Raw genomic sequence first — 25,185 nt, 5'->3', positions numbered from 1 at the left:
TGCTTTTCACCAAAGACCTCAAGGGAGTTGGGAGCGGCGCCGACAAAGGATCCGTGAGTACCCTTGCGCACACCATGATGACCGCCGCCCGCTCCGCCGACTCCGGTCTGGCCGGCCCGGGCGAACTCGACCGCTACCCCTACGCCGACGCGCCCGCCGTCGACCGCGTCGGAGCTCCCGTGTGGGAGGGCGTGGATCCCGAGCTGGGCCGCGTGGGCCGGCGCAGCGCGGGCAACCGCGGACGCGGACTGCACGGCCAACTCGTCCAGCAGCTGGGCCAGATGATCGTCTCGGGTGACCTGGGGGCCGACCGCCCGCTGGTGCCCGAGGAGATCGGCCAGCGTTTCGAGGTGTCCCGCACCGTCGTCCGTGAGTCGCTCCGCGTCCTGGAGGCCAAGGGCCTGGTCAGTGCCCGGCCGAACGTCGGCACGCGTGTGCGTCCCGTCAGTGACTGGAACCTCCTGGACCCCGACATCATCGAGTGGCGGGCCTTCGGTCCGCAGCGCGACGACCAGCGGCGCGAGCTGAGCGAGCTGCGCTGGACGATCGAGCCGCTGGCAGCCCGTCTCGCTGCCGGGCACGGCCGTGAGGACATCCAGCAGCGGCTCGGTGACATGGTCGAGATCATGGGCCACGCCATGGCGCAGGGTGACGCGCTCACGTACTCCCGGGCCGACGCGGAGTTCCACACGCTGCTCATCCAGATCGCGGGAAACCGCATGCTGGAGCACCTCTCGGGGATCGTGTCGGCGGCCCTCCAGGTCTCGGGCGGCCCCGTCACGGGCTGCGACCGGCCGAACGAGGTGTCGCTGGCGCACCACGGCAGGATCGTCGACGCCCTGGCCGCGGCCGACGGCATGGCCGCCGAGACCGCCATGCGCCAGCTGCTGACCGTCCACCCCGAGGTGGAGCGAGTCGTGCCGGCGCCGCGCGAGCACTGACCGCACTCCGCGGGTGGTACGGCCCGGGGGTGCCTCCCCCCTCCTGCGTCATCCCCGGCCGGCTCCCCGCCCACCGTCGGACCCCGCGGAACCCGTCCCGGGGCCGTGGGGTCCGACGGCGTGTCGTGACGTGAGGTCGCCGGAAAGATCGCCAGGCGTATTGCCGGAGAGATCGCCGGAAGGGTCACCGGAAAGATCGCCTGGAGAGGCGCAGAACGGGCACGGGTGCCGCAGGTGCCCGCACGTGTTCAGGTATGCCCATTTTTGGGAACTTACGGGGTGTGACTCGGGCCACGAAGATTGGGCGTAACGCTCTTGGGAACAACGCGATGACCTAAGAGGTGACAGTCGAGGAGGGAATACGGACGCCGTTCACGGCGCTGTGAATCTTCCCGGCCCCCGCCCGCACCGTCGGCCCACCCCCAGGCGCCGGTGGTCGGCTCCTGTCCGTCGTGGACGGGGCCGGAAGCCGTTTTCCAACGTTCCGAGAGGTTGTTCGTGTCGGCCAGCACATCCCGTACGCTCCCGCCGGAGATCGCCGAGTCCGTCTCTGTCATGGCGCTCATTGAGCGGGGAAAGGCTGAGGGGCAGATCGCCGGCGACGATGTGCGTCGGGCCTTCGAAGCTGACCAGATTCCGGCCACTCAGTGGAAGAACGTACTGCGCAGCCTCAACCAGATCCTCGAGGAAGAGGGTGTGACGCTGATGGTCAGTGCCGCGGAGCCCAAGCGCACCCGAAAGAGCGTCGCAGCGAAGAGTCCGGCCAAGCGCACCGCCACCAAGACAGTGGCGGCGAAGACGGTGACGACGAGGAAGGCCACCGCCTCCACGACGGCTGCCCCGGCCGCCCCCGCTGTGGACGATCCCGCAGACGACGCCGCCCCCGCCAAGAAGGCGGCTGCCAAGAAGACGACGACCGCCAAGAAGGCTGTCGCGAAGAAGGCCGCCCCCGCCAAGAAGACGGCGGCCAAGAAGACCGCCGCCAAGAAGGACGACGCCGAGCTGGTCGAGGACGAGGTCCTCGAGGACGCTCCCAAGGGCGGCGACGAGCCGGAGGGCACCGAGAGCGCGGGCTTCGTCCTCTCCGACGAGGACGAGGACGACGCGCCGGCCCAGCAGGTCGCGGCGGCGGGCGCCACGGCCGACCCGGTCAAGGACTACCTCAAGCAGATCGGCAAGGTCCCCCTGCTCAACGCCGAGCAGGAGGTCGAGCTCGCCAAGCGCATCGAGGCCGGTCTGTTCGCCGAGGACAAGCTGGCCAACGCCGACAAGCTCGCCCCGAAGCTCAAGCGCGAGCTCGAGATCATCGCCGAGGACGGCCGCCGCGCCAAGAACCACCTCCTGGAGGCCAACCTCCGTCTGGTGGTCTCCCTGGCCAAGCGCTACACCGGCCGCGGCATGCTCTTCCTGGACCTCATCCAAGAGGGCAACCTCGGTCTGATCCGCGCGGTCGAGAAGTTCGACTACACCAAGGGCTACAAGTTCTCCACGTACGCCACCTGGTGGATCCGTCAGGCGATCACCCGCGCCATGGCCGACCAGGCCCGCACCATCCGTATCCCGGTGCACATGGTCGAGGTCATCAACAAGCTCGCGCGCGTGCAGCGCCAGATGCTCCAGGACCTGGGCCGCGAGCCCACCCCGGAGGAGCTGGCCAAGGAACTCGACATGACCCCGGAGAAGGTCATCGAGGTCCAGAAGTACGGCCGTGAGCCGATCTCCCTCCACACCCCGCTGGGTGAGGACGGTGACAGCGAGTTCGGTGACCTCATCGAGGACTCCGAGGCCGTCGTCCCGGCCGACGCGGTCAGCTTCACCCTGCTCCAGGAACAGCTGCACTCCGTCCTCGACACGCTCTCCGAGCGCGAGGCCGGCGTCGTCTCCATGCGGTTCGGTCTCACCGACGGTCAGCCGAAGACCCTCGACGAGATCGGCAAGGTGTACGGCGTCACGCGTGAGCGCATCCGCCAGATCGAGTCCAAGACCATGTCGAAGCTGCGTCACCCGTCGCGTTCGCAGGTGCTGCGCGACTACCTCGACTAGGTCGCTGTCGTACGACGCCGAAGGCCCGGCCTCCCGTCAGGGGAGCCGGGCCTTCGGCGTGGGCGCGCGGGTGCGGGGTGCCGTCCGCTGAATCACTCTGGGTGTCCATCGATCACTTCAGTGTGAGGAGCGTGTATGCGTCGTCCCCTGGTCCGGGCGCTGACCCGGCCGTTGATTCTCGCGGCCGCGGTGGCCGCCATACCTTTGCTGTCGGCCGCCCCGGCAGCCTCCGACGGCGTCGTGGGCGGCTTTCCCGTCGATGTCTCGCAAAGCCCCTGGACGGTCGCACTGTCCAGCCGTGACCGGTTCGGAGGTACGCGGTCGGGGCAGTTCTGCGGCGGTGTGGCGGTCGGCTCGACCACTGTCCTCACGGCGGCCCACTGTCTGGGCGAGGACGCTCTGGGAGCGCCGCCGGAGCGGGTACGCGATCTGAAGGTCATCGCGGGCCGTACAGACCTGTACACGGACACAGGCCGGGAGATCGCCGTGCGGAGTACCTGGGTGAACCCGCACTACGACAGTTCCAGCAACGCGGGCGACTTCGCCGTACTCACCCTTGCCGAGGCACTGCCGGAGGCTGCGGTCATCCCCATGGCCGCCGCGGGGGATCCGGCCTACGCGCCCGGTACCGGAGCCGCGGTCTACGGATGGGGCGACACCACGGGGTACGGGGCCTACGCGCACAGCCTGCGGGCCGCCCCGGTGCATGTGCTGGCCGATGCGCTCTGCGAGCGGGCCTATCCCGCCTCGGCCGACGGCACCTACCTCGCGGCGAGCATGGTGTGCGCCGGCGAGCAGCGGGGCGGCCGTGACTCCTGCCAGGGAGACAGCGGTGGACCGCTGGTCGCTCAGGGTCGGCTGATCGGGCTGGTGTCCTGGGGCAGCGGCTGCGGACGGGCGGAGAGCCCAGGCGTCTACACGCGCGTCTCGGACGTCATGCGGGTACTCGCGTCGAGTGCCGCGCCCGCGGGGGCTCTCGCGACGCCTCAGGCCGCTTCAGCGGCCCGTTCGGGCGCTGTCGCGGCTCCTGGCGGCGCCTGAGTGTTCCGTCTGCCGTGAGGCAGGGCTTCACGGTACGAGAACGGGCGGCGGCCCCTGGTGTCCAGGGGCCGCCGCCGCGTACCGGCCTGTGCCGGTCCTCGCTCGTCGTGGACGCGAATCAGCGCTCTTCTTCGGAGGCGGATGCAGGAACGGTGAGCCGCTCCGTCTCGTCCTGTATCTCAGCGGCGATCTTCTTGAGCTCCGGCTCGAACTTGCGGCCGTGGTGGGCGCAGAAGAGCAGTTCTCCGCCGCTGAGCAGGACGACGCGTACGTACGCCTGGGCGCCGCAGCGGTCGCAGCGGTCAGCGGCCGTCAGCGGGCTCGCGGGGGTCAGAACAGTAGTCACGTCGCCTCTTCTCTAGCTCGACGAGCTGTCGTACCAGGGTCAACATCCAACCAGCCCCAAAACGTTCCCGCTCGTGGCTTTTCCTCGAAAAAAAATCTTTCGAGGTGGCCGTCTGCTGCCGGTTTGGCGGCGAATGTGCCGTATTGCGTGTCTGTGGTGCTTACGGTTTCGCGCTGTCGGTCATGGTTCGGTCCTCCCGGCTGGGTTGCCGGTTTGTTCATGAGGACGTGCCCGGAGCCTAAATGGTTCATGCGTCGAAGGGAACGTGATATGTACTTCACTCCATCGAGGGATCGAACACCCATGCGACTCTGGACTAGTCTGAGTTCAGACGAGGGTGGCGTGACAACGGCTCTACCAGGCCTCGGTACCCTCTTGGCGGCGAATGATGCCGCGCCCTTACCCAGAAGGGCCCCACCTGAAATTCAGCGAGGAGCGAACCGCGTGACCGCCGAAACGTCCGTGCCGTCCACAGCTCTGCTGGCAGGAGCAGACCGGGACGGTTCCAACTACACCGCGCGGCACCTGCTCGTCCTCGAGGGGCTCGAGGCCGTGCGGAAGCGTCCGGGCATGTACATCGGGTCGACCGACAGCCGTGGTCTGATGCACTGCCTGTGGGAGATCATCGACAACTCCGTCGACGAGGCTCTCGGTGGCTATTGCGACCACATCGAGGTGATCCTCCACGACGACGCCTCGGTCGAGGTGCGTGACAACGGCCGAGGCATCCCCGTCGACGTCGAGCCCAAGACCGGCCTCTCCGGCGTCGAGGTCGTGATGACCAAGCTGCACGCCGGCGGCAAGTTCGGCGGTGGGTCCTACGCCGCCTCCGGAGGTCTGCACGGTGTCGGTGCCTCCGTCGTGAACGCCCTGTCCGCCCGCCTCGACGTCGAGGTGGACCGCAACGGCAACACGCACGCGATCAGCTTCCGCAGAGGCGTCCCCGGCGCCTTCGCCGCGGACGGCCCCGACGCCAAGTTCGACTCCCAGGCCGGCCTGCGCAAGGCCAAGAGGATCGCCAGGACCCGCACCGGCACGCGCGTGCGCTACTGGGCCGACCGCCAGATCTTCCTCAAGGACGCCAAGCTCTCCTTGGAGCACCTCCACCAGCGCGCCCGCCAGACCGCGTTCCTGGTGCCGGGCCTGACCATCGTCGTCCGCGACGAGTACGGCCTGGGCGAGGGCGGCAGCAAGGGTGAGGAGTCCTTCCGCTTCGACGGCGGCATCAGCGAGTTCTGCGAGTACCTGGCCACCGACAAGGCCGTCTGCGACGTCCTCCGCCTGACCGGCCAGGGCACGTTCAGGGAGACCGTCCCGGTCCTGGACGAGCACGGCCAGATGACGCCGACCCAGGTCACCCGTGAGCTCGACGTGGATGTCGCGATGCGGTGGGGCACGGGCTACGACACGAACCTGAAGTCGTTCGTGAACATCATCGCCACCCCCAAGGGCGGTACACACGTCGCGGGCTTCGAGACGGCTGTGGCCAGCACCATGAACGAGGTGCTGCGTGCCAAGAAGCTGCTGCGTGTCGCCGAGGACGACATCGTCAAGGACGACGCCCTGGAGGGCCTGACCGCCGTCGTCACCGTCCGCCTCGCCGAGCCGCAGTTCGAGGGCCAGACCAAGGAGGTGCTCGGCACCTCGGCCGCCCGCCGCATCGTGAACACCGTGATCGCCAAGGAACTCAAGGCGTTCCTGACGTCCACCAAGCGGGACGCGGCGGCGCAGGCCCGGGTCGTCATGGAGAAGGCGGTCGCCGCGGCACGCACGCGTATCGCCGCCCGCCAGCACAAGGACGCGCAGCGCCGCAAGACGGCCCTGGAGTCATCGTCGCTGCCCGCCAAGCTCGCCGACTGCCGCAGTGACGACGTCGACCGCAGCGAGCTGTTCATCGTCGAGGGCGACTCCGCTCTCGGTACGGCGAAGCTCGCCCGGAACTCCGAGTTCCAGGCGCTGCTGCCGATCCGGGGCAAGATCCTCAACGTCCAGAAGTCGTCCGTCACCGACATGCTGAAGAACGCCGAGTGCGGCGCGATCATCCAGGTCATAGGGGCCGGCTCCGGGCGGACCTTCGACATCGACGCCGCCCGCTACGGCAAGATCATCATGATGACCGACGCCGATGTCGACGGCTCCCACATTCGGTGCCTGCTGCTCACCCTGTTCCAGCGCTACATGCGACCCATGGTCGAGGCTGGCCGGGTGTTCGCCGCGGTGCCCCCGCTGCACCGCATCGAACTGGTCCAGCCGAAGCGGGGCCAGGACAAGTACGTGTACACGTACTCGGACCGTGAGCTGCGCGACAAGCTCATGGAATTCCAGAGCAAGGGTGTCCGGTACAAGGACTCCATCCAGCGCTACAAGGGTCTCGGTGAGATGGACGCCGACCAGCTGGCCGAGACGACGATGGACCCCCGTCACCGCACCCTGCGCCGTATCAACCTGTCCGACCTCGAGGCGGCCGAGCAGGTGTTCGACCTGCTCATGGGCAACGACGTGGCACCCCGCAAGGAATTCATCTCCAGCTCGGCGGCGACGCTGGACCGGTCACGCATCGACGCGTAGCCGGTGCGCTCCGCCTGGGGCATCGCGGGCGGATCGACGGGCTGGAGCGGTGGAGCGGCATGGCCCGGCCCGGGCGTGGGAGTCGTGCTCGGGTCAGGCCAGGTCGACCGAGGCCGGCCGGGCTCGGCCGGCCTCGACTGGGACCGGCCGGCCTCGACTGGGACCGGCTGAGATCGGCTGGGATCGGCCGGGGTGTTCCGGGGGTGACTCCACCCATGGGTGGAGGACCCCGCCCCGCGGAGATCCACCCGTGTTCCACCTCGCGCCGATCTGCTGACCTGCGCGATTCCGTAGCGTCGAAGGCGTCGGCAGCGCCCGCTGCCGGTACCCCCTTCCCGCTGGCGGAGGCTGTGATGTCCGGGCTTGTCGACGCGCTGCTGATCGTGGCCGTGGTCGTAGTGGTGATCGTGAGGCAGTTCCGTGCGAGCCGCCTCGACACGGACCGGCGGTGGTGGATCCTGCCCGGGATCCTGGCCGTCGTGGCTCTGCGTGAACCCGGTCTTCTCGACGCCCACCACCACACCGCGTCGGCCCTGGTGCTCGGCGCCGAGCTGATCGTGGGCGTGGCCATGGGAGCCGGCTGGGCCTGGACCACCCGGATATGGGTGGAGCCGGACGGCGCGGTGTGGAGCAGGAGCACCAAGGCGAGCGCGCTCGTCTGGGGCGTCGGGATAGCACTGCGCGTGGGTCTCTTCGCCCTGGGCGCCGTGTTGGGCGTCCACCAGGACAGCTCGGCCCTGCTCCTGGCACTCGCGGCCACCCTGCTGGTCCGGTCCGGGGTCCTGACGCGCCGCGTGAGCGCTCTGCACGGGGCGGCTGCCGCACGCGGCGCGGCGTACGGTGACGACGTGCCCCGGTCCGCGTGGGACGTGCCCCGGTCCGCGTGGAAGGAGCGCGTGTGACGGAGAACGTCTGGACACGCTGGCCCTCTCGCGAGGCGCTGGGCCGCAAGGAGACCTCGCGGCCCAGGCGGCTGCTGGCCTGGGCCGTGCGACTGCTGGTGCTCGGCGCGCTGCTGTGGAGCGCCTTCCAGGACAGCCGGGCCCACGGCTGGGCCGTGGTCGTCGGGGGCGTCGGAGTGCTCGTGGCCGGCGGGCTCGCCTGGGCGTTGTTCCGGACGACGCTCCAGCACCGACTGTGGCCCTCGCTCGGGCTCGTCCTCCTGCTGCTGGGGCTCGCGGGCGGAGCCAGGGCCGTGGGCTTCCACTCTCCGGCGACCGTCCTGCTGTGCGGGTGCGCCATTGTGGCGCTGGAGCGACTGCCTCTCGCGGCCGCTCTGCCGGTGGCCTCGGTCGGCTTCACCGCCTTCGCCGTCATCGACGAGGACACCTGGCCGACCACCGCCGTCGTCGTCGGGGGCATGGCCCTCGCCGGATACGCGCTGCGACTGGACGCCGAGGCCCGGGGCAACTCCCAGCGGCTGCTCGCCCAGGAACGGGCGGCCAGAGCGGCCGAGGCGGAGTCGGCGGCCTTGGCGGAGCGGGCCCGTATCGCCCGGGAGATCCATGACGTACTGGCTCACAGCCTTTCGGCGCAGCTCGTGCACCTGGAGGCCGCCCGGTTGCTGATCGAGCGGGGCGCGGACCGTACGCAGATCCTCGAGCGTGTGGTGGCGGCACGCGGCATGGCTCGCGACGGGCTGGACGAGACCCGTCAGGCGCTTTCCGCGCTGAGAGGCGACCTGACACCGCTGGAGGAGTTTCTGACCGAACTGGTCCGCCAGGCCGACGGGGCGGAGGTCACCGTCGAGGGGGACCGCAGAGCGCTGCCGGCCGAGGCGTCGCAGGCGGTGCGCAGGGTGGCGCAGGAGGCCCTGACGAACGTCCGCAAGCACGCTCGTGGCGCGAAGGTCAGCGTGAGGCTGGCGTACGGGCCCCGTGAAGTGACCCTGGACGTGCGGGACTCGGGGGGTTCGCCGGGTGAACTCACCGAGGCGGGCGGCGGGTACGGTCTGCTGGGTATGCGTGAGCGTGCCGAGCTGCTGGGCGGGTCGCTCGACGCGGGACCGGGCGAGGAAGGGTTCGTGGTGACGCTGAGGGTGCCGGTATGACCGAGGAGGCGCGGGGCGGGCCTGCCCGGGTCGTGGTGGCGGACGACCAGACCGTCGTCCGGGAGGGCATCGTGATGCTGCTCGGCCTGCTGCCGGGGATCGAGGTCGTGGGCGCCGCCGGGGACGGTGACGAGGCGGTGAAGCTCGTCGCCGAACTCGCCCCGGACGTGGTGCTGATGGATCTGCGCATGCCCCGCTGCGACGGCGTCGAGGCGACCCGGCGCATCCGGGCGGAACACCCCGGGACGCAGGTCGTGGTGCTCACGACGTACGCGGACGACGAGTCCCTGTTCCCGGCGCTGAAGGCGGGCGCGCGGGGATATCTCACCAAGGACGCGGGCGGGGACGAGATCGTGCGGGCCGTGCACAGCGTCCTGTCGGGCGACGCCGGCCTGTCGCCGAGTGTCCAACGGCGGCTCCTGGAGCGTCTCTCGGCGCCCGAACCCGAGCCGGCGGACCCCGTCGAGCCACCGGACGGGCTGACCACACGGGAGATGGAGGTGCTGCTGCTGATCGCCGAGGGGATCAGCAACCACGAGATCGGCCGGAGACTGCATGTGTCCACGGCGACGGTGAAGACCCACATCAACAACATGTTCGCCAAGTTGGGGATCAAGGACCGCGCGCAGGCGGTGCGTTACGCGTACCGGAAGGGGCTGGTACGGCCTCCTGCGGGCTGAAGGGTTGTTCGGTCACCTGATGGGGTGAAGTGTGCGAGGAAGAAGAGTCAGGGATCTTCCCGTTCTGTCCATCCTTGGGCATGCAGCCAAGCAACGGTCGTTCCCATGACGGCGGGGACGGTCCCGAGAGATCGGGCGAGCTCCAGCAGGACCAGGGTCCGGCATTCGTCGAGTCGCCGCGCGCGGTGCGCTACGAGGACCCGTGGTACGACGCCCTCGCGTCGGGCTGGGGCGAGCCGGGCACCGCGGGCACACGCGGGGCCGAGGTGCCGGCGGCGCGCCGGGAGCGGAAAGACCGGGAGGACGGGGCCGTGGCGGCGGCACAGGTCTACCTCGAGGTGCAGCGCAGCGCGGCCTTCCAGGAGGTGCGCAGCCGGTACCGGCGGTTCGTGGGTCCGGCCGTCGCCGGGTTCTTCCTCTGGTACGTGGCATACGTCGTGACCGCGACGGCAGCGCCCGGATTCATGGCGCGGCCCGTGGCGGGCGCGGTGAACGTGGCGTTGCTCGCGGGGCTCGGCCAGTTCCTCAGCACCTTCCTGCTGACCTGGGCCTACGCACGGCATGCTCGGCTGCGTCGGGACCGTGCGGCACTGGAACTGCGCTGGGACACCCAGGAGCTGACGCGGGGCGCCAGGGGCGGTGCCCTGTGACCGGCAACCATCAGACGTTGGCGTTACTGCTGTTCAGCGCCTTTGTCGCGGTCACTCTGGGGATCACGACCTGGGTGAGCCGCAACCGGCAGGGTTCGGAGGAGGAGTTCTACGTCGGAGGGCGGCTGTTCTCGCCGATGGAGAATGGTTTTGCCATCGCGGGCGACTACATGTCGGCCGCCTCCTTCCTCGGCATCTCCGGGCTCATCGCGCTCTACGGCTACGACGGACTGCTGTACTCGGTGGGCTTTCTCGTGGCCTGGCTGGTGGTGCTGTTCCTCGTCGCCGAACTGGTGCGCAACTGCGGGCGGTTCACGCTCGCCGACGTGGTGGCCGCGCGGATGAGGGAGCGGCCGGTGCGGATCGCGGCGGGAACGTCCTCGGTCACCGTCTCCGTGCTCTATCTGGTGGCGCAGATGGTGGGGGCGGGCAGCCTGGTCGCGCTGCTGCTGGGGAACACGAGCGAGGCGGCCCAGTCGTGGGCGGTCATCGGGGTCGGCGCACTCATGGTGATCTATGTGTCGTTCGGAGGGATGCGGGCCACCACATGGATTCAGATCGTCAAGGCGGTTCTGCTGCTCGCCGGCACGATCGCGCTCACGGTGCTCGTGCTGCTGCGCTTTCACGGTGACTTCGACCGGCTGCTGCTGACGGCGGCCGAGCGCAGCGGGCACGGTACGGCGTTCCTGGCGCCCGGGCTGAAGTACGGCGGGGACTGGACGGCCCGCTTCGACTTCATGAGCCTCGGTCTGGCGCTGGTGCTGGGCACGGCGGGCCTGCCGCACATCCTGTCGCGCTTCTACACCGTGCCGACCGCGCGGGCGGCACGGCGGTCCGTCGTCTGGTCGATCGGGCTCATCGGGGGCTTCTATCTGATGACGATCGTTCTCGGGTTCGGGGCGGCGGCCGTCGTCGGCCCGGACGCCGTGCGCGGCTCGAACGCGGCGGGGAACACGGCGGTGCCGCTCCTGGCCCTGGACCTGGGCGGCGGCGCCGGCACGACGGGGGGCACGGTTCTGTTCGCGATCGTGGCGGCCGTCGCCTTCGCCACGATCCTCGCGGTCGTCGCCGGGATCACGCTCGCCTCCTCGGCGTCGGTGGCCCACGACCTGTACGCGTCCCTGCGTCGCCGGGACGCGAAGCCGCGCAGCGAGGTGGCGGTGGCACGGGCGGCCGCCTTCGGGATCGGCGTGCTCGCGATCGCCCTCGGCCTGCTGGCCCGCGATCTCAACGTGGCCTTCCTGGTGGGGCTCGCCTTCGCCGTCGCGGCGTCCGCGAACCTCCCGGTCCTGCTGTACTCCCTGTTCTGGCGGGGCTTCACCACCCGGGGCGCCGTGTGGGCGGTGTACGGCGGGCTGGTGCCGGCCCTGGTGCTCGTGGTGCTGTCCCCGGTGGTGTCGGGCAGTCCCGAGTCGCTCTTCCCGGGCGTGGACATCCAGTACTTCCCGCTCCAGAACCCGGGGTTGGTCTCGATCCCGCTGGGCTTTCTCGCGGGCTGGCTCGGCACCGTCACCTCCGCCGAGGTCGCCGATGAGGCCAGGCACGCGGAGACCGAGGTGAGGTCGCTGACGGGCGCGGGGGCCGTGTAGCGGGCGGCGCCCCGGTCGTCGTACGGCATCGCGGTCTGTCCTCAGGCGCGGGTCGCCCACACGTAGCGGTGTTCCGGGCGGCCCGCGTCGCCGTATTTCAGGGTCAGCCGGGCCCGTCCGGTGCGCTCCAGGAGCTTCAGATAGCGCTGGGCGGTCTGGCGGCTCACCCCGGTCCGGTCGGCGATCTCCTGGGCCGACAGGGGCCCTGTGGCGTTCATCAGGGACTGGCGGACCAGTTCGGCCGTGGTCGGGGAGTGCCCCTTGGGCAAGCCGGGCTCCGACGCGGCGGACAGCGCACCGAAGATCCGGTCGACGTCGGCCTGTTCGGCCTCGCCGCCGCCGTCGAGTGTGCGGCGCAGGTCGGCGTACGCCTCCAGCTTGGCGCGCAGACCGGAGAAGGCGAACGGCTTCACCAGGTACTGGAGGGCGCCCTGCCGCATCGCGGCCTGCACCGTGGTGACGTCCCGCGCCGCCGTCACCATGATGACGTCGGCCTGGTGGCCGCGCCGGCGCATCTCCTGGACGACCTCCAGCCCCGTCTCGTCGGGCAGGTAGTGGTCCAACAGCACCAGGTCCACCTGCGGCAGCAGCTCCAGCCGGAGCAGCGCCTCGGCCGCGCTGTGCGCCTCGGCGGCTACGTGGAAGCCGGGCACCTTCTCGACGTAGGCGGCGTTGACCTGGGCGACCCTGGTGTCGTCGTCCACGACCAGGACCTGGATCATCGCGACTCCTTCTCGACAGTGCGGTGCGACGGTGCGGCCGGTACGGGTGCCGGACCGGGTTCCGGGCCGGGCGCGGCCGGGGCGGGCTCCCGGCCGTGGATGGGCCGGGGCCCCTGACCAGGTGCCGGCCCGGCTTCGGGCACGGGACCGGGCAGTGCCTCCGGCAGGACGACGGTGAACTCGGCGCCCCCGCCGGCCGCCTCGCCGACCGTGGCACTGCCACCCTGGCGCTCGGCGAGCCGGCGCACCAGGGAGAGGCCGATACCGCGCTTCCCGTGCGCGGGCGGCTTCTTCGTGGACCAGCCCTCGGTGAAGATCAACTCGCGTCGCTCGGCCGGGATTCCCGGTCCTGTGTCCCGTACCCGCAGGATCGCCGTGGGCCCCTCGGCGCGCAGTTCGACCTCCACGCGCGCGTGCGGGGTGCCCGCGACGGCGTCCAGGGCGTTGTCCACCAGGTTGCCGACGACCGTCACCAGCCCGCGCGGGTCGATCAGCCGGTCCGGGAGCCGGGTGCGGTCCGAGAGCCGCAGGGCCACGCCCCGCTCGGCCGCGACGGTCGCCTTGCCGACCAGCAGGGCGGCGAGCAGCGGGTCCTCGATCTTCTCCGTGACCTGCTCCGCGGTGGCCCGGTGCGCGCCGACCACCTCTCCCACGAAGTCCACGGCGTCGTCGTACATCTCCAGTTCGAGCAGTCCGAGCAGGGTGTGCAGGCGGTTGGCGTACTCGTGGTCCTGGGCCCGCAGGGCGTCGATGAGGCCGTGTGTGGAGTCGAGCTCGCGGCCGAGCTGCTCCAGTTCGGTGCGGTCGCGCAGGGTGGCCACCGCGCCGCCGTCGTCGGTGGGCATACGGTTGGCGACCAGGACGCGCTGTCCGCGTACGGCGATCAGGTCGGTGCCGGTCACCCGGCCGGCCAGCACGTCGGCCGTACGGCCCTCGCCGAGCGCCTCGTCGGGCGAGCGGCCCACCGCCTCGTCGCCGATGCCCAGCAGGCGCTGAGCCTCGTCGTTGAGCAGCCGGACGCGGCCGGCGCGGTCCAGGGCGACGACGCCCTCCCGGATGCCGTGCAGCATCGCCTCGCGTTCGGCGAGCAGTGCCGAGATATCAGAGAAGGCCAGGTCACGGGTCTGCCGCTGGACCCGGCGCGAGATCAGCCAGGCGGCCAGGGCACCCACCGCGAGGGCGCCGCCGGCGTAGGCGAACAGTCCCGGGATCGCGTGGATCAGCCGGGCCCGGACACTGTCGTACTCGATGCCGACCGAGACCGCGCCGATGATCCCGCCGTCGCCGTCGCGCAGGGGCACCTTGCCGCGGGCGGAGCGGCCCAGGGTGCCGTCGTCGATCTCCATGACGTCCTGGCCGGCCAGGGCCTGGCTGGGGTCCGTCGAGACATGGCCGCCGACCTCCCCGGGGTCGGTGTGCGACCAGCGCGTGCCGTGGACGTCCATCACCACGACGTACTCGGCGCCACTGGCCTCGCGGATCCGCTCCGCCTCCCGCTGCACCGGTCCGTCGACGGTGGGCGCCGTGTCCTGGAGGTCCTCGGCGATCTGGGGCACCGCCGCGGTGGTCTGCGCGATGGCGAGCGCGCGGCGCATCGCCTGGTCGTCCAGCTGGTCGCTGAGCGGTGCGAGGAACAGCCCCGTCGCGAGCACCACGACTCCCGCGGCGATCGCCAGCTGCATCAGCAGCACCTGCGAGAACACGCGCCTGGGCATGCCGAGGCGCAGGCGACGGGCGGGGGGAGTGGGGCTCATACCCAAGACGGTACGTGGGCGGGCGGGTGCAGCCGTAGGGGTGTGTGGCGTAGTTCTCTCGAGCACGAGCACGAGCACGAGCGGGAGGTTGCGGGCCGTGGCCGTGGCCGTGGTCGTGGTCGCGGGCGTCTCGGTCCCGCCCGCGTGCGGGGCGGTCCGGTCACGGGCGTTTCAGCCCGCAACCCCCGCGGTCGTCAGCTCGTGCACCGCCACCACGTCCATCCGCGCGGGCGAACCGAGGACCGAGACCCCGCAGCTCTCCTCGCGGGGAGGCTGGGAGGCGGTCTGGGCCACGACGACCCGCCAGTGGCGGCCGTCGGTGTGCGCGACGGTCACCTCCCAGCGCGGTGCGCCGCCGTGGGTGGCGACGACGGCGAGCGCCTCCGCCGCGTCCTCGCCGACCGCCCTGCGCACGGCCAGCTCCGCCGCCTGACCGGGCCGTTCCCAGGCCGAGCTGCCCCGGCACCCCTCCAGGACGATCCGGCCGTCCTGGACGCCGTGCAGGACTTCCTTGACGGTGTGGGCCTCGGCGCGACCGTACGCGTACCCGTGCGGCAGGACGAGCACGGTGGGGGAGAAGCGGTGGCCGCCCAGATGGGTGACCTCCCAGACGCCCTCCACTCCCGACGCGGCGAGTTCGGCGGCGAGGGGACGGCCGAGGAGCGCGCAGCAGCGGTCGCGCTTGCCGTTGGTGCAGACGAGGGCCAGCGGGTCGCCGGTGTGGGGGCCGCCCCGCAGCGCGGTGTCGAAGCTGCGGTGGTCGCCCTGGCCGAGTGCGGCGAAGTCGAGGTCCAGCAGCTGCCGCGGGTCGTGGGTCCAGGCGCTGCGCAGCCACACCCGTCCGGGGACGGTGTGCGCCGCGTACACCTGGCGCAGACGCGGCGTGCCGAAGTCCGCGTGGCGCCCGGGGCGCCTGATGAGCGCGACGCGTACGCCCGTGCCCTGCGCGGCCGCTTCCAGGGCGCGGCCGAGGACGGGGTCCAGGTGGCTCTGCACCAGCGCTTTCGCACCCCAGGGGCCCGGCTGTTCCACGAGGAGCCAGGTCGATGCCGTGGCCGCGGTACCGGAAAGGGGCTCGCCGAGGTCCCGCGAGACGGTCGCGCACGTACTCACAGAGGTGAGCCTAACCTGACTTGACGCGGAGCGACTTCCGACCATGCCTGTGACTCACTGTGGAGTGCCGGGGCCGCGACTGTGCGCCCGGCAACGCCCCACGTCAGAAGCCTGCCCGCAGGCGCGGCCGCGGATCGGGGCCGGATTCGTCTACTCGGGGAGAGGACGAGGCGGCCTCGGACCGACGTAGTGCCCGCTCGGGCGCATCCGCAAGGGCCGCTCCCCGTACTCCTCCAGGGCGTGGGCGATCCAGCCCGCCGTACGGGCGACGGCGAAGATCGTCTCCCCGGCCGAGGGCTCCATGCCGCTGGAGGCGGTCAGGACGGCGAGCGCCAAGTCCACGTTGGCGTGCAGCGGGGCGTGCCGGGCGGTCGTGGCCACGATGTCGCGGGCCGCCGCGAGCACGGGCGCGGCTTCGGGGATCTCCTCCAGGAGGGCGAACAGGGCACGCGCGCGTGGGTCCTCGCCGGAGTAGAGCCGGTGGCCGAGCCCCGGGACACGGCGGCCGGCCCGCAGCTCCTCCGCGATCACCGGGGCGGCGCTGCCCATGTCGAGCACGTCGACCAGCAGCCGGTGGGCACCCCCGCTCGCCGCGCCGTGCAGGGTGCCCTCGATGACACCGAGCCCCGCGGAGACGGCCGCGTAGGCGTGCGCGCGGGCGGACGCGGCGACGCGCACCGCGAGCGTCGAGGCGGCCAGGTCGTGGTCGGCGAGCAGGCCGAGTGCCGTGTCCAGGAGCCGCAGCTGCGCCGGCTCGGGCGGCCGTCCGCTGAGCCGCGCCCACAGCCGTCCCGCCAGCGGCCCCTTGTCGGCAGAGCTGTGCCCCTTCGGGGCGCGACGGGTGGGCCGCTTCGGCGGCAGGGCGGCGACGAGGGTGGGGATCAGGATGCGTGCGGTGCCGAGCACGGCGTCCTCGGACAGGTCGTACCGCAGGGGGTCGGTGACGGCGGCGGCGACCGCGGCGACCCTCAGCCGGTCGATGGGCCCGCTGTGCTCGGGCAGCGCCTCGACCGCGCGACGGGCGGCCTCGACGGAGGACTCGGGCGCGGTGAAGACCACTCCGGGGCGCATCCGTCCGGTCCAGAGCCACTCGGCGACCTCTTCGTAGGAGTGCCGGGCGGCCAGCTCGGTCGCGTCGACGCCCCGGAAGTAGTACCGGTCCTGGTCGATGAACGTGAGCCGGGTACGCACGGACAGGTCGCCGCCCGTTCCCGCACTCCCGCCGCCCTCCCGCCGGCCGCGCCGCGCGAGCGCCTCGACCTCCCGGGCGTCCAGCGTGCTCCCCCGGCCGCCGGGCGCACGCCGGCTGCTGAGCCGGCCACGGCTGACGTACGCGTACACGGTCGCGGGCTTCACCCCGAGCAGCTCGGCGGCCTCCTGGGTGCTCAGCCGTCGTTCCGGGTCGGCGGGGCCGGGGTCGTGATCGCGCATGGTGGTCACGGTAGCGGGCCGGTACGGCGTGATTCGATCAGGTCTGATCAACAGGGACAGGGGCCGACACCACCGTGGGTGACACCACCACCGTGGGTGACACACAGACGGTCCGGCACCAAGAGGTGCCGGACCCGGCGTGGTGGCGTGGATCAGCCCCTGGAGACGCTCACGCGTCGGGGATGTCGGCCTTGGCGCGCAGCAGCGTGTCCCGTGTGATGACGACGATGCGCTCGTAGTCGGCGCGCGAGGCGTCGGCCGGGAGGTCCCCGTCGAGCTTCTCCGTCGCGTCCGTGCCGATCACGGCGAAGTTCCCGTCGGCCAACTCGAAGATGTCGGGGCAGTTGCCGCCTCCCACGCTGCCACGAGCGCGCGGAGATGCACCGATACGACGGATGATCTGACTCACAGTTGATTCCCTCTGGTTCTCACGTCTGAAGGGCTCGCACACAGCGACAGCAGGCGCGGGAGGCCACCCTGTGGGGTGCGCTCGGCATCCGGCGGCGTGAGCGACGGTGGATGTGGAGCCGCTCTGCGCGATCAAGCGTGAGTCAACCCCGTCATGCTTGGGTCAACTGAGGACTTCACCTCTTCGTTATGGGCCGTGGGTGTGAATGAGGGCGTGACTGATGAGGCGCGCGCTCACATCTGCGCCTCCGGGGGCTCCCCGACCACCCACCACTCCTCCACGTCCGCCTCCTCCAGCTGCCGCAGCAGATCGTCGATCATGCGCCCGAGTTCGGCTTCGTCGGAACCCTCGGTGATGGTGGCCCGTTGTCCCTGCGTCGCGTGCCAGTACTCCCGCACCACGGGGTTCTGGAGCAGTCCGCGTACGTACCCGAAGAACTCCTCCCGGCTGATGTTGCCGATGCGGTAGTAGAACAGGGCGTTGGTGTACAGGGCGTTGGCGAACAGGTATTGCCGGCGCCGCTGGGGCGACGCCGGCGTCTCGAAGATGTCCAGCACCTCCGCCAGCTCGGGACTGTCGATCGCCTTGCTCAGAAGTTCCCAGTGGAGCCGCTGCTGATGGGCGAGGTTCGTGTGGCGCTGCTCCTGGGCCGCCGCCTCCAGGTGGTCGAGTCGCGCGCGCAGCGCGTCGAGTGTGTGCCGCTGCGCGGCCAGTGCGGCGAGGGCACCGGCGGCCAGGCCGAGGCCCGCCGCCGCGACGGGGGCCAGTCCCCGTGCCCAAGACTTCCGTGTGGCCATGTCAACCCCCGAATCAGGCGGCCGTGCGCCGGTCGTCGGGATGCGGGTGGACAGACGGGGACCGGCGAGCGGTGGGCGGCGCTTGCCGTCTCCCAGAGTGCCGAGCGGCTCTGATCGGCGGGGGAGGCGGAGAGGAGGCGCACGGAGGGAAGCGAGGGTCGCACGCCAGGGCGCCTTGCCAGACGTCTGCCCCGCGCGTGCTGCTAACAATCGTTCACCTCATGGGCTTTCCTCCGGCTCGTATCCTGGGCCCGCAGTCCATCCCCGTCCGCGCGCCGGAGCCGTGAGCCGGTGCACGCGCAGGTGTCAGAGAGGTCGCACGGTGACGCACAGCCCCGGTCCGCAGCAGATCCCGGTCGTCGTACTCGCCGGATTCCTCGGCTCGGGCAAGACAACCCTGCTCAACCATCTCCTGCACCGCAGCGGCGGCAGCCGGATCGGTGCCCTCGTCAACGACTTCGGGGCCATCGAGATCGACGCCATGGCCGTGGCCGGCGCGCTCGGCGACTCCACCGTCTCCCTCGGCAACGGCTGTCTGTGCTGTGCCGTCGACGCCAGTGAGCTGGACGTCTACCTCGAACGGCTGGCCCGGCCCGCCGCCGGCATCGACGTCGTCGTGATCGAGGCCAGCGGCCTCGCCGAGCCTCAGGAACTCGTCCGGATGCTGCTCGCCAGCTCACACCCGGGAATCGTGTACGGCGGGCTCGTCGAGGTCGTGGACGCCGCCGAGTTCGACGGGACCAGGGCGAGGCATCCCGAGATCGACCGGCATCTCGCGCTCGCCGACCTCGTCGTCGTGAACAAGATCGACCGTGCGCCCGACGCCGAGCGCGTCCTCGGGCTGGTGCGCACCCTCACCGACCGGGCGGCGGTCGTCCCGGCCACCTACGGCCGGGTCGACCCGGAGTTCCTCTTCGACTGCCGGCCGAGCGAGGAGCGCCTCGGGCAGCTGTCCTTCGACGACCTGCACCGTCACGCCGACGCCGAGGCCGACACGCACACCGACGGGCACGACGGTCATCTGCACGCCGCCTACGACAGCGTGTCCTTTGTCTCCGAAGCCCCTCTCGACCCGCGCCGGTTGATGCGCTTCCTCGACAGCAGGCCCGAGGGCCTCTACCGGATCAAGGGGTACGTCGACTTCGGCGCCCACGACACCGTCAACCGGTACGCGGTGCACGCCGTCGGCCGGTTCCTGCGCTTCTACCCGGAGCCCTGGAGCGGCGCGTCCGGCGAAGCCCGCCTCAGCCAGCTCGTCCTCATCGGCTCCGGGATCGACGCACCCGCCCTCGTCAAGGAACTGGAGGCCTGTGGGAGCGACGCCCCGCACACCGCCGACGAACACGGCATGTGGGGCGTCCTGCGGTACGTACAGGACCCCGCGGACAGGGACCCCGCGGACAGGGAGTCTGCGGACCAGGACCCCGCGGACCTTGACGACGAGGTCCTCCAGGAGCCGGAGTCCTAGAGCGCCCCGCCGCCACGTCCGCCAGGAGTCCTAGAGCGGTCCCGCCACCACGCCCACCGTCTTCGCCAGCGACACACCCGAGCCGTCACGGCGAGGGTCGATCTCGGGCAGCTCGGCGGGCAGGCCGTTCTTCTGCGCGGCCTTCGCCGGTGTGGGGCCCGCCCAGGCGAAGGACAGGCAGTCCTCGCCCTTCAGGAACCGCTGGCAGCGCACACCGCCGGTGGCGCGGCCCTTGCGCGGGTACTGGTCGAACGGGGTCACCTTGGCCGTCGTCTGGACCGAGTCGTCCAGCGTGCCGCGCGAGCCGGCCACCGTGAAGACCACCGCCTCGGCCGCCGGGTCGACCGCGGTGAACGAGATCACCTTCGCGCCCTCGGTGAGCTTGATGCCCGCCATGCCGCCCGCCGGGCGGCCCTGCGGGCGGACCTGCGCGGCCTGGTAGCGCAGCAGTTGGGCGTCGTCGGTGATGAAGACCAGGTCCTCCTCGCCGGTGCGCAGCTCGACCGCGCCCACGATCCGGTCGCCCTCCTTGAGGGTGATGACCTCCAGCTCGTCCTTGTTGGACGGGTAGTCGGGCACGACCCGCTTGACCACGCCCTGCTCGGTGCCCAGGGCCAGGCCCGGCGAGGACTCGTCGAGGGTGATCAGGCAGACCACCGTCTCGCCGCCCTCCAGGGAGACGAACTCCGACAGAGGAGCGCCGCCCGAGAGGTTGGGCGCCGCCGCCGTGTCCGGGAGCTGCGGCAGGTCCACGACGTTGATCCGCAGCAGCCGGCCCGTCGAGGTGACGGCGCCGATCTCCCCGCGCGCGGTGGCCGGCACGGCGGAGATGATCACGTCGTGCTTGACGCGCTTGGCCTCCTCCGCGTCCTCGGAGGCCCCGGCGAACGGCTCGGCGTTCGCCGTGCGGGCCAGCAGGCCCGTGGCGGACAGCAGGACCCGGCAGGGGTCGTCCGCGACCTGGAGCGGCACGGCCGCGGCGGTCGTGCCCGACGACTCCAGCAGGACCGTACGCCGCTCGGTGCCGAACTTCTTGGCGACCGCGGCGAGTTCGGACGAGACCAGCTTGCGCAGCTCCGCGTCCGACTCCAGGATGCGGGTCAGCTCGGCGATCTCCGCGTTGAGCCGCTCCTTCTCCGCCTCCAGCTCGATGCGGTCGAACCTGGTCAGGCGGCGCAGGGGCGTGTCGAGGATGTACTGGGTCTGGATCTCCGACAGCGAGAAGCGCTCCATCAGGCGTTCCTTCGCCTGGGCGCTGTTCTCGCTGGAGCGGATCAGCCGGATGACCTCGTCGATGTCGACGAGCGCCGTGAGCAGGCCCTCCACCAGGTGCAGCCGGTTGCGGCGCTTGGTGCGGCGGAACTCGCTGCGCCGGCGGACGACCTCGAAGCGGTGGTCGAGGTAGACCTCCAGCAGCTCCTTCAGGCCCAGGGTGAGCGGCTGGCCGTCCACGAGTGCCACGTTGTTGATGCCGAAGGACTCCTCCATCGGCGTCAGCTTGTAGAGCTGCTCCAGGACGGCCTCGGGCACGAAGCCGTTCTTGATCTCGATGACCAGGCGCAGGCCGTGCGCGCGGTCCGTGAGGTCCTTGACGTCGGCGATGCCCTGGATCTTCTTCGAACCGACCAGGTCCTTGATCTTGGCGATGACCTTCTCGGGGCCGACCGTGAAGGGCAGTTCCGTGATGACCAGGCCCTTGCGGCGGGCCGTCACGGTCTCCACCGACACCGTCGCCCGGATCTTGAAGGTGCCGCGGCCCGTCTCGTACGCGTCCCGGACGCCGGAGAGGCCGACGACCCGGCCGCCGGTGGGCAGGTCGGGGCCCGGGACGAACTTCATCAGGGCGTCCAGATCCGCGTTCGGGTGGCGGATCAGGTGGCGGGCGGCCGCGATCACCTCGCCCAGGTTGTGCGGCGGCATGTTCGTGGCCATGCCGACCGCGATCCCGGACGAGCCGTTGACCAGCAGGTTCGGGAACGCGGCGGGCAGCGCCACCGGTTCCTGCTCCTGGCCGTCGTAGTTGGGCGTGAAGTCGACCGTGTCCTCGTCGATCGACTCCGTCATCAGGCTCGTGGCCTCGGCCTGACGGCACTCGGTGTACCGCATGGCCGCGGGCGGGTCGTCGTTGCCCAGCGAGCCGAAGTTGCCGTGACCGTCGACCAGCGGCACGCGCATGGAGAAGGGCTGGGCCATCCGCACGAGGGCGTCGTAGATCGACGCGTCGCCGTGCGGGTGCAGCTTGCCCATGACCTCGCCGACCACGCGCGCGCACTTCACATAGCCGCGGTCGGGGCGCAGCCCCATCTCGTTCATCTGGTAGACGATGCGGCGGTGCACCGGCTTGAGGCCGTCGCGGGCGTCCGGCAGGGCGCGGGAGTAGATGACCGAGTACGCGTACTCGAGGAAGGAGCCCTGCATCTCGTCGACTACGTCGATGTCGAGGATCCGCTCCTCGTACGAGTCGTCGGGCGGCGGGGTCTTCGTGCTGCGGCGGGCCATCGCTGCCGGCTCCTTGCTGAGGCGTGTGACGGGACTGACGCGGTCCATTGTGGACCGTGGCACTGACAAGACGGGCCAGGACCCGGCATCGGCCGACCGCCCCGGCACGGGGAGGCGCCACCGCTGCCACGGTTGCCCGCAGGCTACGCCATCGCGCAGGCGTCGCTTTTCTCGCTCTCGGCGTACGACCTCCGGGAACTTCGCCGACCGACCGCACGCTTGCATACAGTGACAGGACCGGCAGGAACCGTGCGGTTTCGACGACCGCGTCCGCGATCGGAAGGGATGTACATGCCCATGGGTCACACGGCCACAGACCAGGCAGGCACCGGGGGCCTGACAGCGACCGAGCACCGCCTGGCCAACGGGTTGCGGGTGGTGCTCTCCGAGGACCATCTGACCCCCGTCGCGGCGGTGTGCCTCTGGTACGACGTCGGCTCGCGTCACGAAGTCAAGGGCCGCACCGGCCTGGCTCACCTTTTCGAGCACCTGATGTTCCAGGGTTCCGGCCAGGTCAAGGGCAACGGCCACTTCGAACTGGTCCAGGGCGCGGGCGGCTCGCTCAACGGCACCACCAGCTTCGAGCGCACCAACTACTTCGAGACCATGCCCACCCACCAGCTGGAGCTCGCCCTCTGGCTGGAGGCCGACCGCATGGGCTCCCTGCTCGCCGCCCTGGACGACGAGTCCATGGAGAACCAGCGCGACGTCGTGAAGAACGAGCGCCGCCAGCGCTACGACAACGTCCCCTACGGCACCGCGTTCGAGCGGCTCACCGCGCTCGCCTACCCGGACGGCCACCCGTACCACCACACGCCGATCGGCTCGATGGCCGACCTGGACGCGGCGACCCTGGAGGACGCGCGCGCGTTCTTCCGCACGTACTACGCGCCCAACAACGCCGTCCTGTCGGTCGTCGGCGACATCGACCCGGAGCAGACGCTCGCCTGGATCGAGAAGTACTTCGGCTCCATCCCCACCCACGACGGCAAGCCCGACCCGCGTGACGGCTCGCTGCCCGAGGTCATCGGCGAGCAGCTGCGCGAGGTCGTCGAGGAGGAGGTCCCGGCCCGTGCCCTGATGGCCGCCTACCGTCTGCCGCACGACGGCACACGCGCGTGCGACGCCGCCGACCTGGCGCTCACCGTCCTCGGCGGCGGCGAGTCCTCCCGCCTGTACAACCGGCTGGTGCGCCGCGACCGTACGGCCGTCGCGGCCGGCTTCGGTCTGCTGCGGCTCGCCGGGGCGCCCTCCCTCGGCTGGCTGGACGTGAAGACGTCCGGGGACGTCGAGGTGCCCGTCATCGAGGCCGCCATCGACGAGGAGCTGGCCCGGTTCGCCGAGGAAGGCCCCACCGCCGAGGAAATGGAGCGCGCCCAGGCCCAGTTGGAGCGCGAGTGGCTGGACCGCCTCGGCACGGTCGCCGGCCGGGCGGACGAACTGTGCCGGTTCGCCGTCCTGTTCGGTGACCCGCAGCTCGCCCTGACCGCCGTCCAGCGCGTGCTGGAGATCACGTCCGACGAGGTGCGCGAGGTCGCCAAGGCCCGTCTGCGCCCCGACAACCGCGCGGTGCTCGTCTACGAGCCCACCGCCCCCGAAGCCACCGCCGACCAGGACGAGAACGAGGAGGCGGCCCAGTGACCGAGCTCGCCACGATGGAGTTCCACCCCCAGCCCCGCGCGGGTGAGGCGAAGCCGTGGGCGTTCCCGGCGCCCGAGCGCGGCACGCTGGCCAACGGCCTGACCGTGCTGCACTGCCACCGCCCCGGCCAGCAGGTCGTCGCCGTCGAGATCATCCTCGACGCGCCCCTGGACGCCGAGCCGGCCGGTCTTGACGGCGTCGCCACGATCATGGCGCGCGCCTTCTCGGAGGGCACCGACAAGCACTCCGCCGAGGAGTTCGCCGCCGAGCTGGAGCGCTGCGGCGCCACCCTCGACGCGCACGCCGACCACCCCGGTGTCCGGCTGAGCCTGGAGGTCCCGGTCTCGCGCCTGCCGAAGGCGCTCGGGCTGGTCGCCGACGCCCTGCGCGCGCCCGCCTTCGCCGACAGCGAGGTCGAGCGCCTCGTCCGCAACCGTCTGGACGAGATCCCGCACGAGCTGGCCAACCCCTCCCGTCGCGCCGCCAAGGAGCTCTCCAAGGAGCTGTTCCCGGCGACCGCGCGCATGTCGCGCCCCCGCCAGGGCACGGCGGAGACGGTGGAGGACATCGACTCGGCGGCCGTCCGCGCCTTCTACGAGAAGCACGTACGGCCCGCCACGGCCACCGCCGTGGTCGTCGGCGACCTCACCGGCGTCGACCTGGAGTCGCTGCTGGGCGACACCCTGGGCGCCTGGACGGGCTCCCAGGCCCAGCCGCGGCCCGTCCCGCCGGTGACCGCCGACGACGCCGGCCGGGTCGTCGTCGTGGACCGCCCGGGTGCCGTCCAGACGCAGCTGCTGATCGGCCGGATCGGCGCCGACCGGCACGACCGCGTGTGGGCCGCCCAGGTGCTCGGCACGTACTGCCTCGGCGGCACGCTCACCTCCCGCCTGGACCGCGTCCTGCGCGAGGAGAAGGGCTACACGTACGGCGTGCGGGCGTTCGGCCAGGTGCTGCGCTCGGCGCCGGACGGCTCGGGGGCGGCGATGCTCGCCATCAGCGGTTCCGTCGACACCCCGAACACCGGGCCGGCCCTGGACGACCTGTGGAAGGTGCTGCGCACCCTCGCCGCCGAGGGGCTCACCGACGCCGAACGCGACGTCGCGGTGCAGAACCTGGTCGGTGTGGCGCCACTGAAGTACGAGACCGCCGCGGCCGTCGCGAGCACGCTGGCCGACCAGGTCGAGCAGCACCTGCCCGACGACTACCAGGCCACGCTCTACCAGCAGTTGGCCGCGACCGGCACGGTGGAGGCCACCGCGGCGGCCGTGAACGCCTTCCCGGTGGACCGCCTGGTGACGGTCCTCGTCGGTGACGCCGCCCAGATCAAGGAGGCCGTCGAGGCGCTCGGGATCGGCGAAGTGAAGGTCGTCGCCGCCGAGTAGCCGCGCACAACGACACACGCGTGTGAGGGCCCTGGGCGACGCAAGCGTCACCAGGGCC

At 71.3% G+C, this 25,185-nt stretch carries 20 protein-coding genes; 12 read left to right on the top strand and 8 right to left on the bottom strand.

Going from position 1 to position 25,185, the window contains the following annotated elements; translation table 11 throughout:
• Window positions 1-53 precede the first annotated feature (53 nt).
• From IE275_RS29600 to IE275_RS29590, 3 genes are all read left to right on the top strand, one after another.
• Complete coding sequence (locus IE275_RS29600; protein ID WP_189714710.1) at window positions 54-941, top strand: FadR/GntR family transcriptional regulator; 888 nt, start codon at window positions 54-56, stop codon at window positions 939-941.
• Window positions 942-1,439: 498 nt separating this feature from the next.
• Window positions 1,440-2,984: an RNA polymerase sigma factor gene (locus IE275_RS29595; protein ID WP_189714708.1), complete on the top strand. Its 1,545-nt coding sequence runs from the start codon at window positions 1,440-1,442 to the stop codon at window positions 2,982-2,984.
• Between the two features lie 135 nt (window positions 2,985-3,119).
• Window positions 3,120-4,025 carry a serine protease gene (locus tag IE275_RS29590; protein ID WP_189714706.1) on the top strand — a complete coding sequence of 302 codons (906 nt, stop codon included), beginning with the start codon at window positions 3,120-3,122 and terminating at the stop codon, window positions 4,023-4,025.
• A gap of 118 nt (window positions 4,026-4,143) precedes the next feature.
• Here IE275_RS29590 and IE275_RS29585 read toward each other — a convergent pair whose 3' ends face one another.
• A complete protein-coding gene (locus tag IE275_RS29585) occupies window positions 4,144-4,371 on the bottom strand; it encodes a DUF7455 domain-containing protein (RefSeq protein WP_189714704.1) in 228 nt (75 codons plus the stop codon).
• A gap of 444 nt (window positions 4,372-4,815) precedes the next feature.
• Here IE275_RS29585 and IE275_RS29580 point away from each other — a divergent pair, with 444 nt between their 5' ends.
• The 6 genes from IE275_RS29580 (at window position 4,816) to IE275_RS29555 (ending at window position 11,908) form a co-directional block, all read left to right on the top strand.
• Window positions 4,816-6,939 carry a DNA gyrase/topoisomerase IV subunit B gene (locus tag IE275_RS29580; RefSeq protein ID WP_189714702.1) on the top strand — a complete coding sequence of 708 codons (2,124 nt, stop codon included), beginning with the start codon at window positions 4,816-4,818 and terminating at the stop codon, window positions 6,937-6,939.
• A gap of 353 nt (window positions 6,940-7,292) precedes the next feature.
• Window positions 7,293-7,841, top strand: a complete 549-nt coding sequence (locus tag IE275_RS29575) for a CcdC protein domain-containing protein (RefSeq protein ID WP_189714701.1) — start codon at window positions 7,293-7,295, stop codon at window positions 7,839-7,841.
• Window positions 7,838-8,989, top strand: a complete 1,152-nt coding sequence (locus IE275_RS29570; RefSeq protein WP_189714699.1) for a sensor histidine kinase — start codon at window positions 7,838-7,840, stop codon at window positions 8,987-8,989. Before IE275_RS29575 ends, IE275_RS29570 begins: the two co-directional genes overlap by 4 nt.
• Entirely contained in the window at window positions 8,986-9,669 is a 684-nt protein-coding gene (locus IE275_RS29565; protein ID WP_189714697.1) for a response regulator transcription factor, read from the top strand. Before IE275_RS29570 ends, IE275_RS29565 begins: the two co-directional genes overlap by 4 nt.
• Window positions 9,670-9,749: 80 nt before the next feature.
• On the top strand, window positions 9,750-10,319 hold the full coding sequence (locus IE275_RS29560; protein ID WP_189714695.1) for a DUF485 domain-containing protein: 570 nt from the start codon (window positions 9,750-9,752) through the stop codon (window positions 10,317-10,319).
• Window positions 10,316-11,908: a monocarboxylic acid transporter gene (locus IE275_RS29555; protein WP_189714693.1), complete on the top strand. Its 1,593-nt coding sequence runs from the start codon at window positions 10,316-10,318 to the stop codon at window positions 11,906-11,908. The genes IE275_RS29560 and IE275_RS29555 overlap by 4 nt, the downstream gene beginning before the upstream one ends.
• Window positions 11,909-11,949: 41 nt before the next feature.
• Here IE275_RS29555 and IE275_RS29550 read toward each other — a convergent pair whose 3' ends face one another.
• The 6 genes from IE275_RS29550 to IE275_RS29525 all read right to left on the bottom strand — a co-directional run bounded on the left by IE275_RS29550 (window position 11,950) and on the right by IE275_RS29525 (window position 18,134).
• Complete coding sequence (locus tag IE275_RS29550) at window positions 11,950-12,630, bottom strand: response regulator (protein ID WP_189714691.1); 681 nt, start codon at window positions 12,628-12,630, stop codon at window positions 11,950-11,952.
• Window positions 12,627-14,384 (bottom strand): ATP-binding protein, encoded by a 1,758-nt coding sequence (locus IE275_RS29545; RefSeq protein WP_189714689.1) that lies wholly within the window; start codon window positions 14,382-14,384, stop codon window positions 12,627-12,629. Before IE275_RS29545 ends, IE275_RS29550 begins: the two co-directional genes overlap by 4 nt.
• A 171-nt stretch (window positions 14,385-14,555) precedes the next feature.
• Window positions 14,556-15,497 (bottom strand): ferredoxin family protein, encoded by a 942-nt coding sequence (locus IE275_RS29540; RefSeq protein ID WP_189714687.1) that lies wholly within the window; start codon window positions 15,495-15,497, stop codon window positions 14,556-14,558.
• A 150-nt stretch (window positions 15,498-15,647) separates the two neighbouring features.
• Complete coding sequence (locus IE275_RS29535) at window positions 15,648-16,928, bottom strand: citrate/2-methylcitrate synthase (RefSeq protein WP_189714685.1); 1,281 nt, start codon at window positions 16,926-16,928, stop codon at window positions 15,648-15,650.
• A gap of 169 nt (window positions 16,929-17,097) precedes the next feature.
• Window positions 17,098-17,337, bottom strand: coding sequence for a hypothetical protein (locus IE275_RS29530; RefSeq protein WP_189714683.1), 240 nt, complete (start codon window positions 17,335-17,337; stop codon window positions 17,098-17,100).
• Between the two features lie 233 nt (window positions 17,338-17,570).
• Complete coding sequence (locus tag IE275_RS29525) at window positions 17,571-18,134, bottom strand: DUF6082 family protein (RefSeq protein WP_189714681.1); 564 nt, start codon at window positions 18,132-18,134, stop codon at window positions 17,571-17,573.
• A 322-nt stretch (window positions 18,135-18,456) separates the two neighbouring features.
• Between IE275_RS29525 and IE275_RS29520 the strand changes: the two genes are divergently transcribed.
• Window positions 18,457-19,602, top strand: coding sequence for a CobW family GTP-binding protein (locus IE275_RS29520; protein WP_189714679.1), 1,146 nt, complete (start codon window positions 18,457-18,459; stop codon window positions 19,600-19,602).
• A 30-nt stretch (window positions 19,603-19,632) separates the two neighbouring features.
• Here IE275_RS29520 and IE275_RS29515 read toward each other — a convergent pair whose 3' ends face one another.
• Window positions 19,633-22,101 (bottom strand): DNA gyrase/topoisomerase IV subunit A, encoded by a 2,469-nt coding sequence (locus IE275_RS29515; protein WP_189714677.1) that lies wholly within the window; start codon window positions 22,099-22,101, stop codon window positions 19,633-19,635.
• A gap of 291 nt (window positions 22,102-22,392) precedes the next feature.
• Here IE275_RS29515 and IE275_RS29510 point away from each other — a divergent pair, with 291 nt between their 5' ends.
• Window positions 22,393-23,742 (top strand): M16 family metallopeptidase, encoded by a 1,350-nt coding sequence (locus tag IE275_RS29510; protein ID WP_189714676.1) that lies wholly within the window; start codon window positions 22,393-22,395, stop codon window positions 23,740-23,742.
• A complete protein-coding gene (locus IE275_RS29505; RefSeq protein ID WP_189714675.1) occupies window positions 23,739-25,127 on the top strand; it encodes a M16 family metallopeptidase in 1,389 nt (462 codons plus the stop codon). Before IE275_RS29510 ends, IE275_RS29505 begins: the two co-directional genes overlap by 4 nt.
• The last annotated feature ends 58 nt before the right edge of the window (window positions 25,128-25,185 follow it).

The organism is Streptomyces phaeofaciens (assembly GCF_014648915.1).
In the GTDB taxonomy this organism is placed as follows: domain Bacteria; phylum Actinomycetota; class Actinomycetes; order Streptomycetales; family Streptomycetaceae; genus Streptomyces; species Streptomyces phaeofaciens.
Note: the sequence above shows the minus strand (reverse complement) of the source record. Positions and strands in the feature narration are given on the sequence as shown.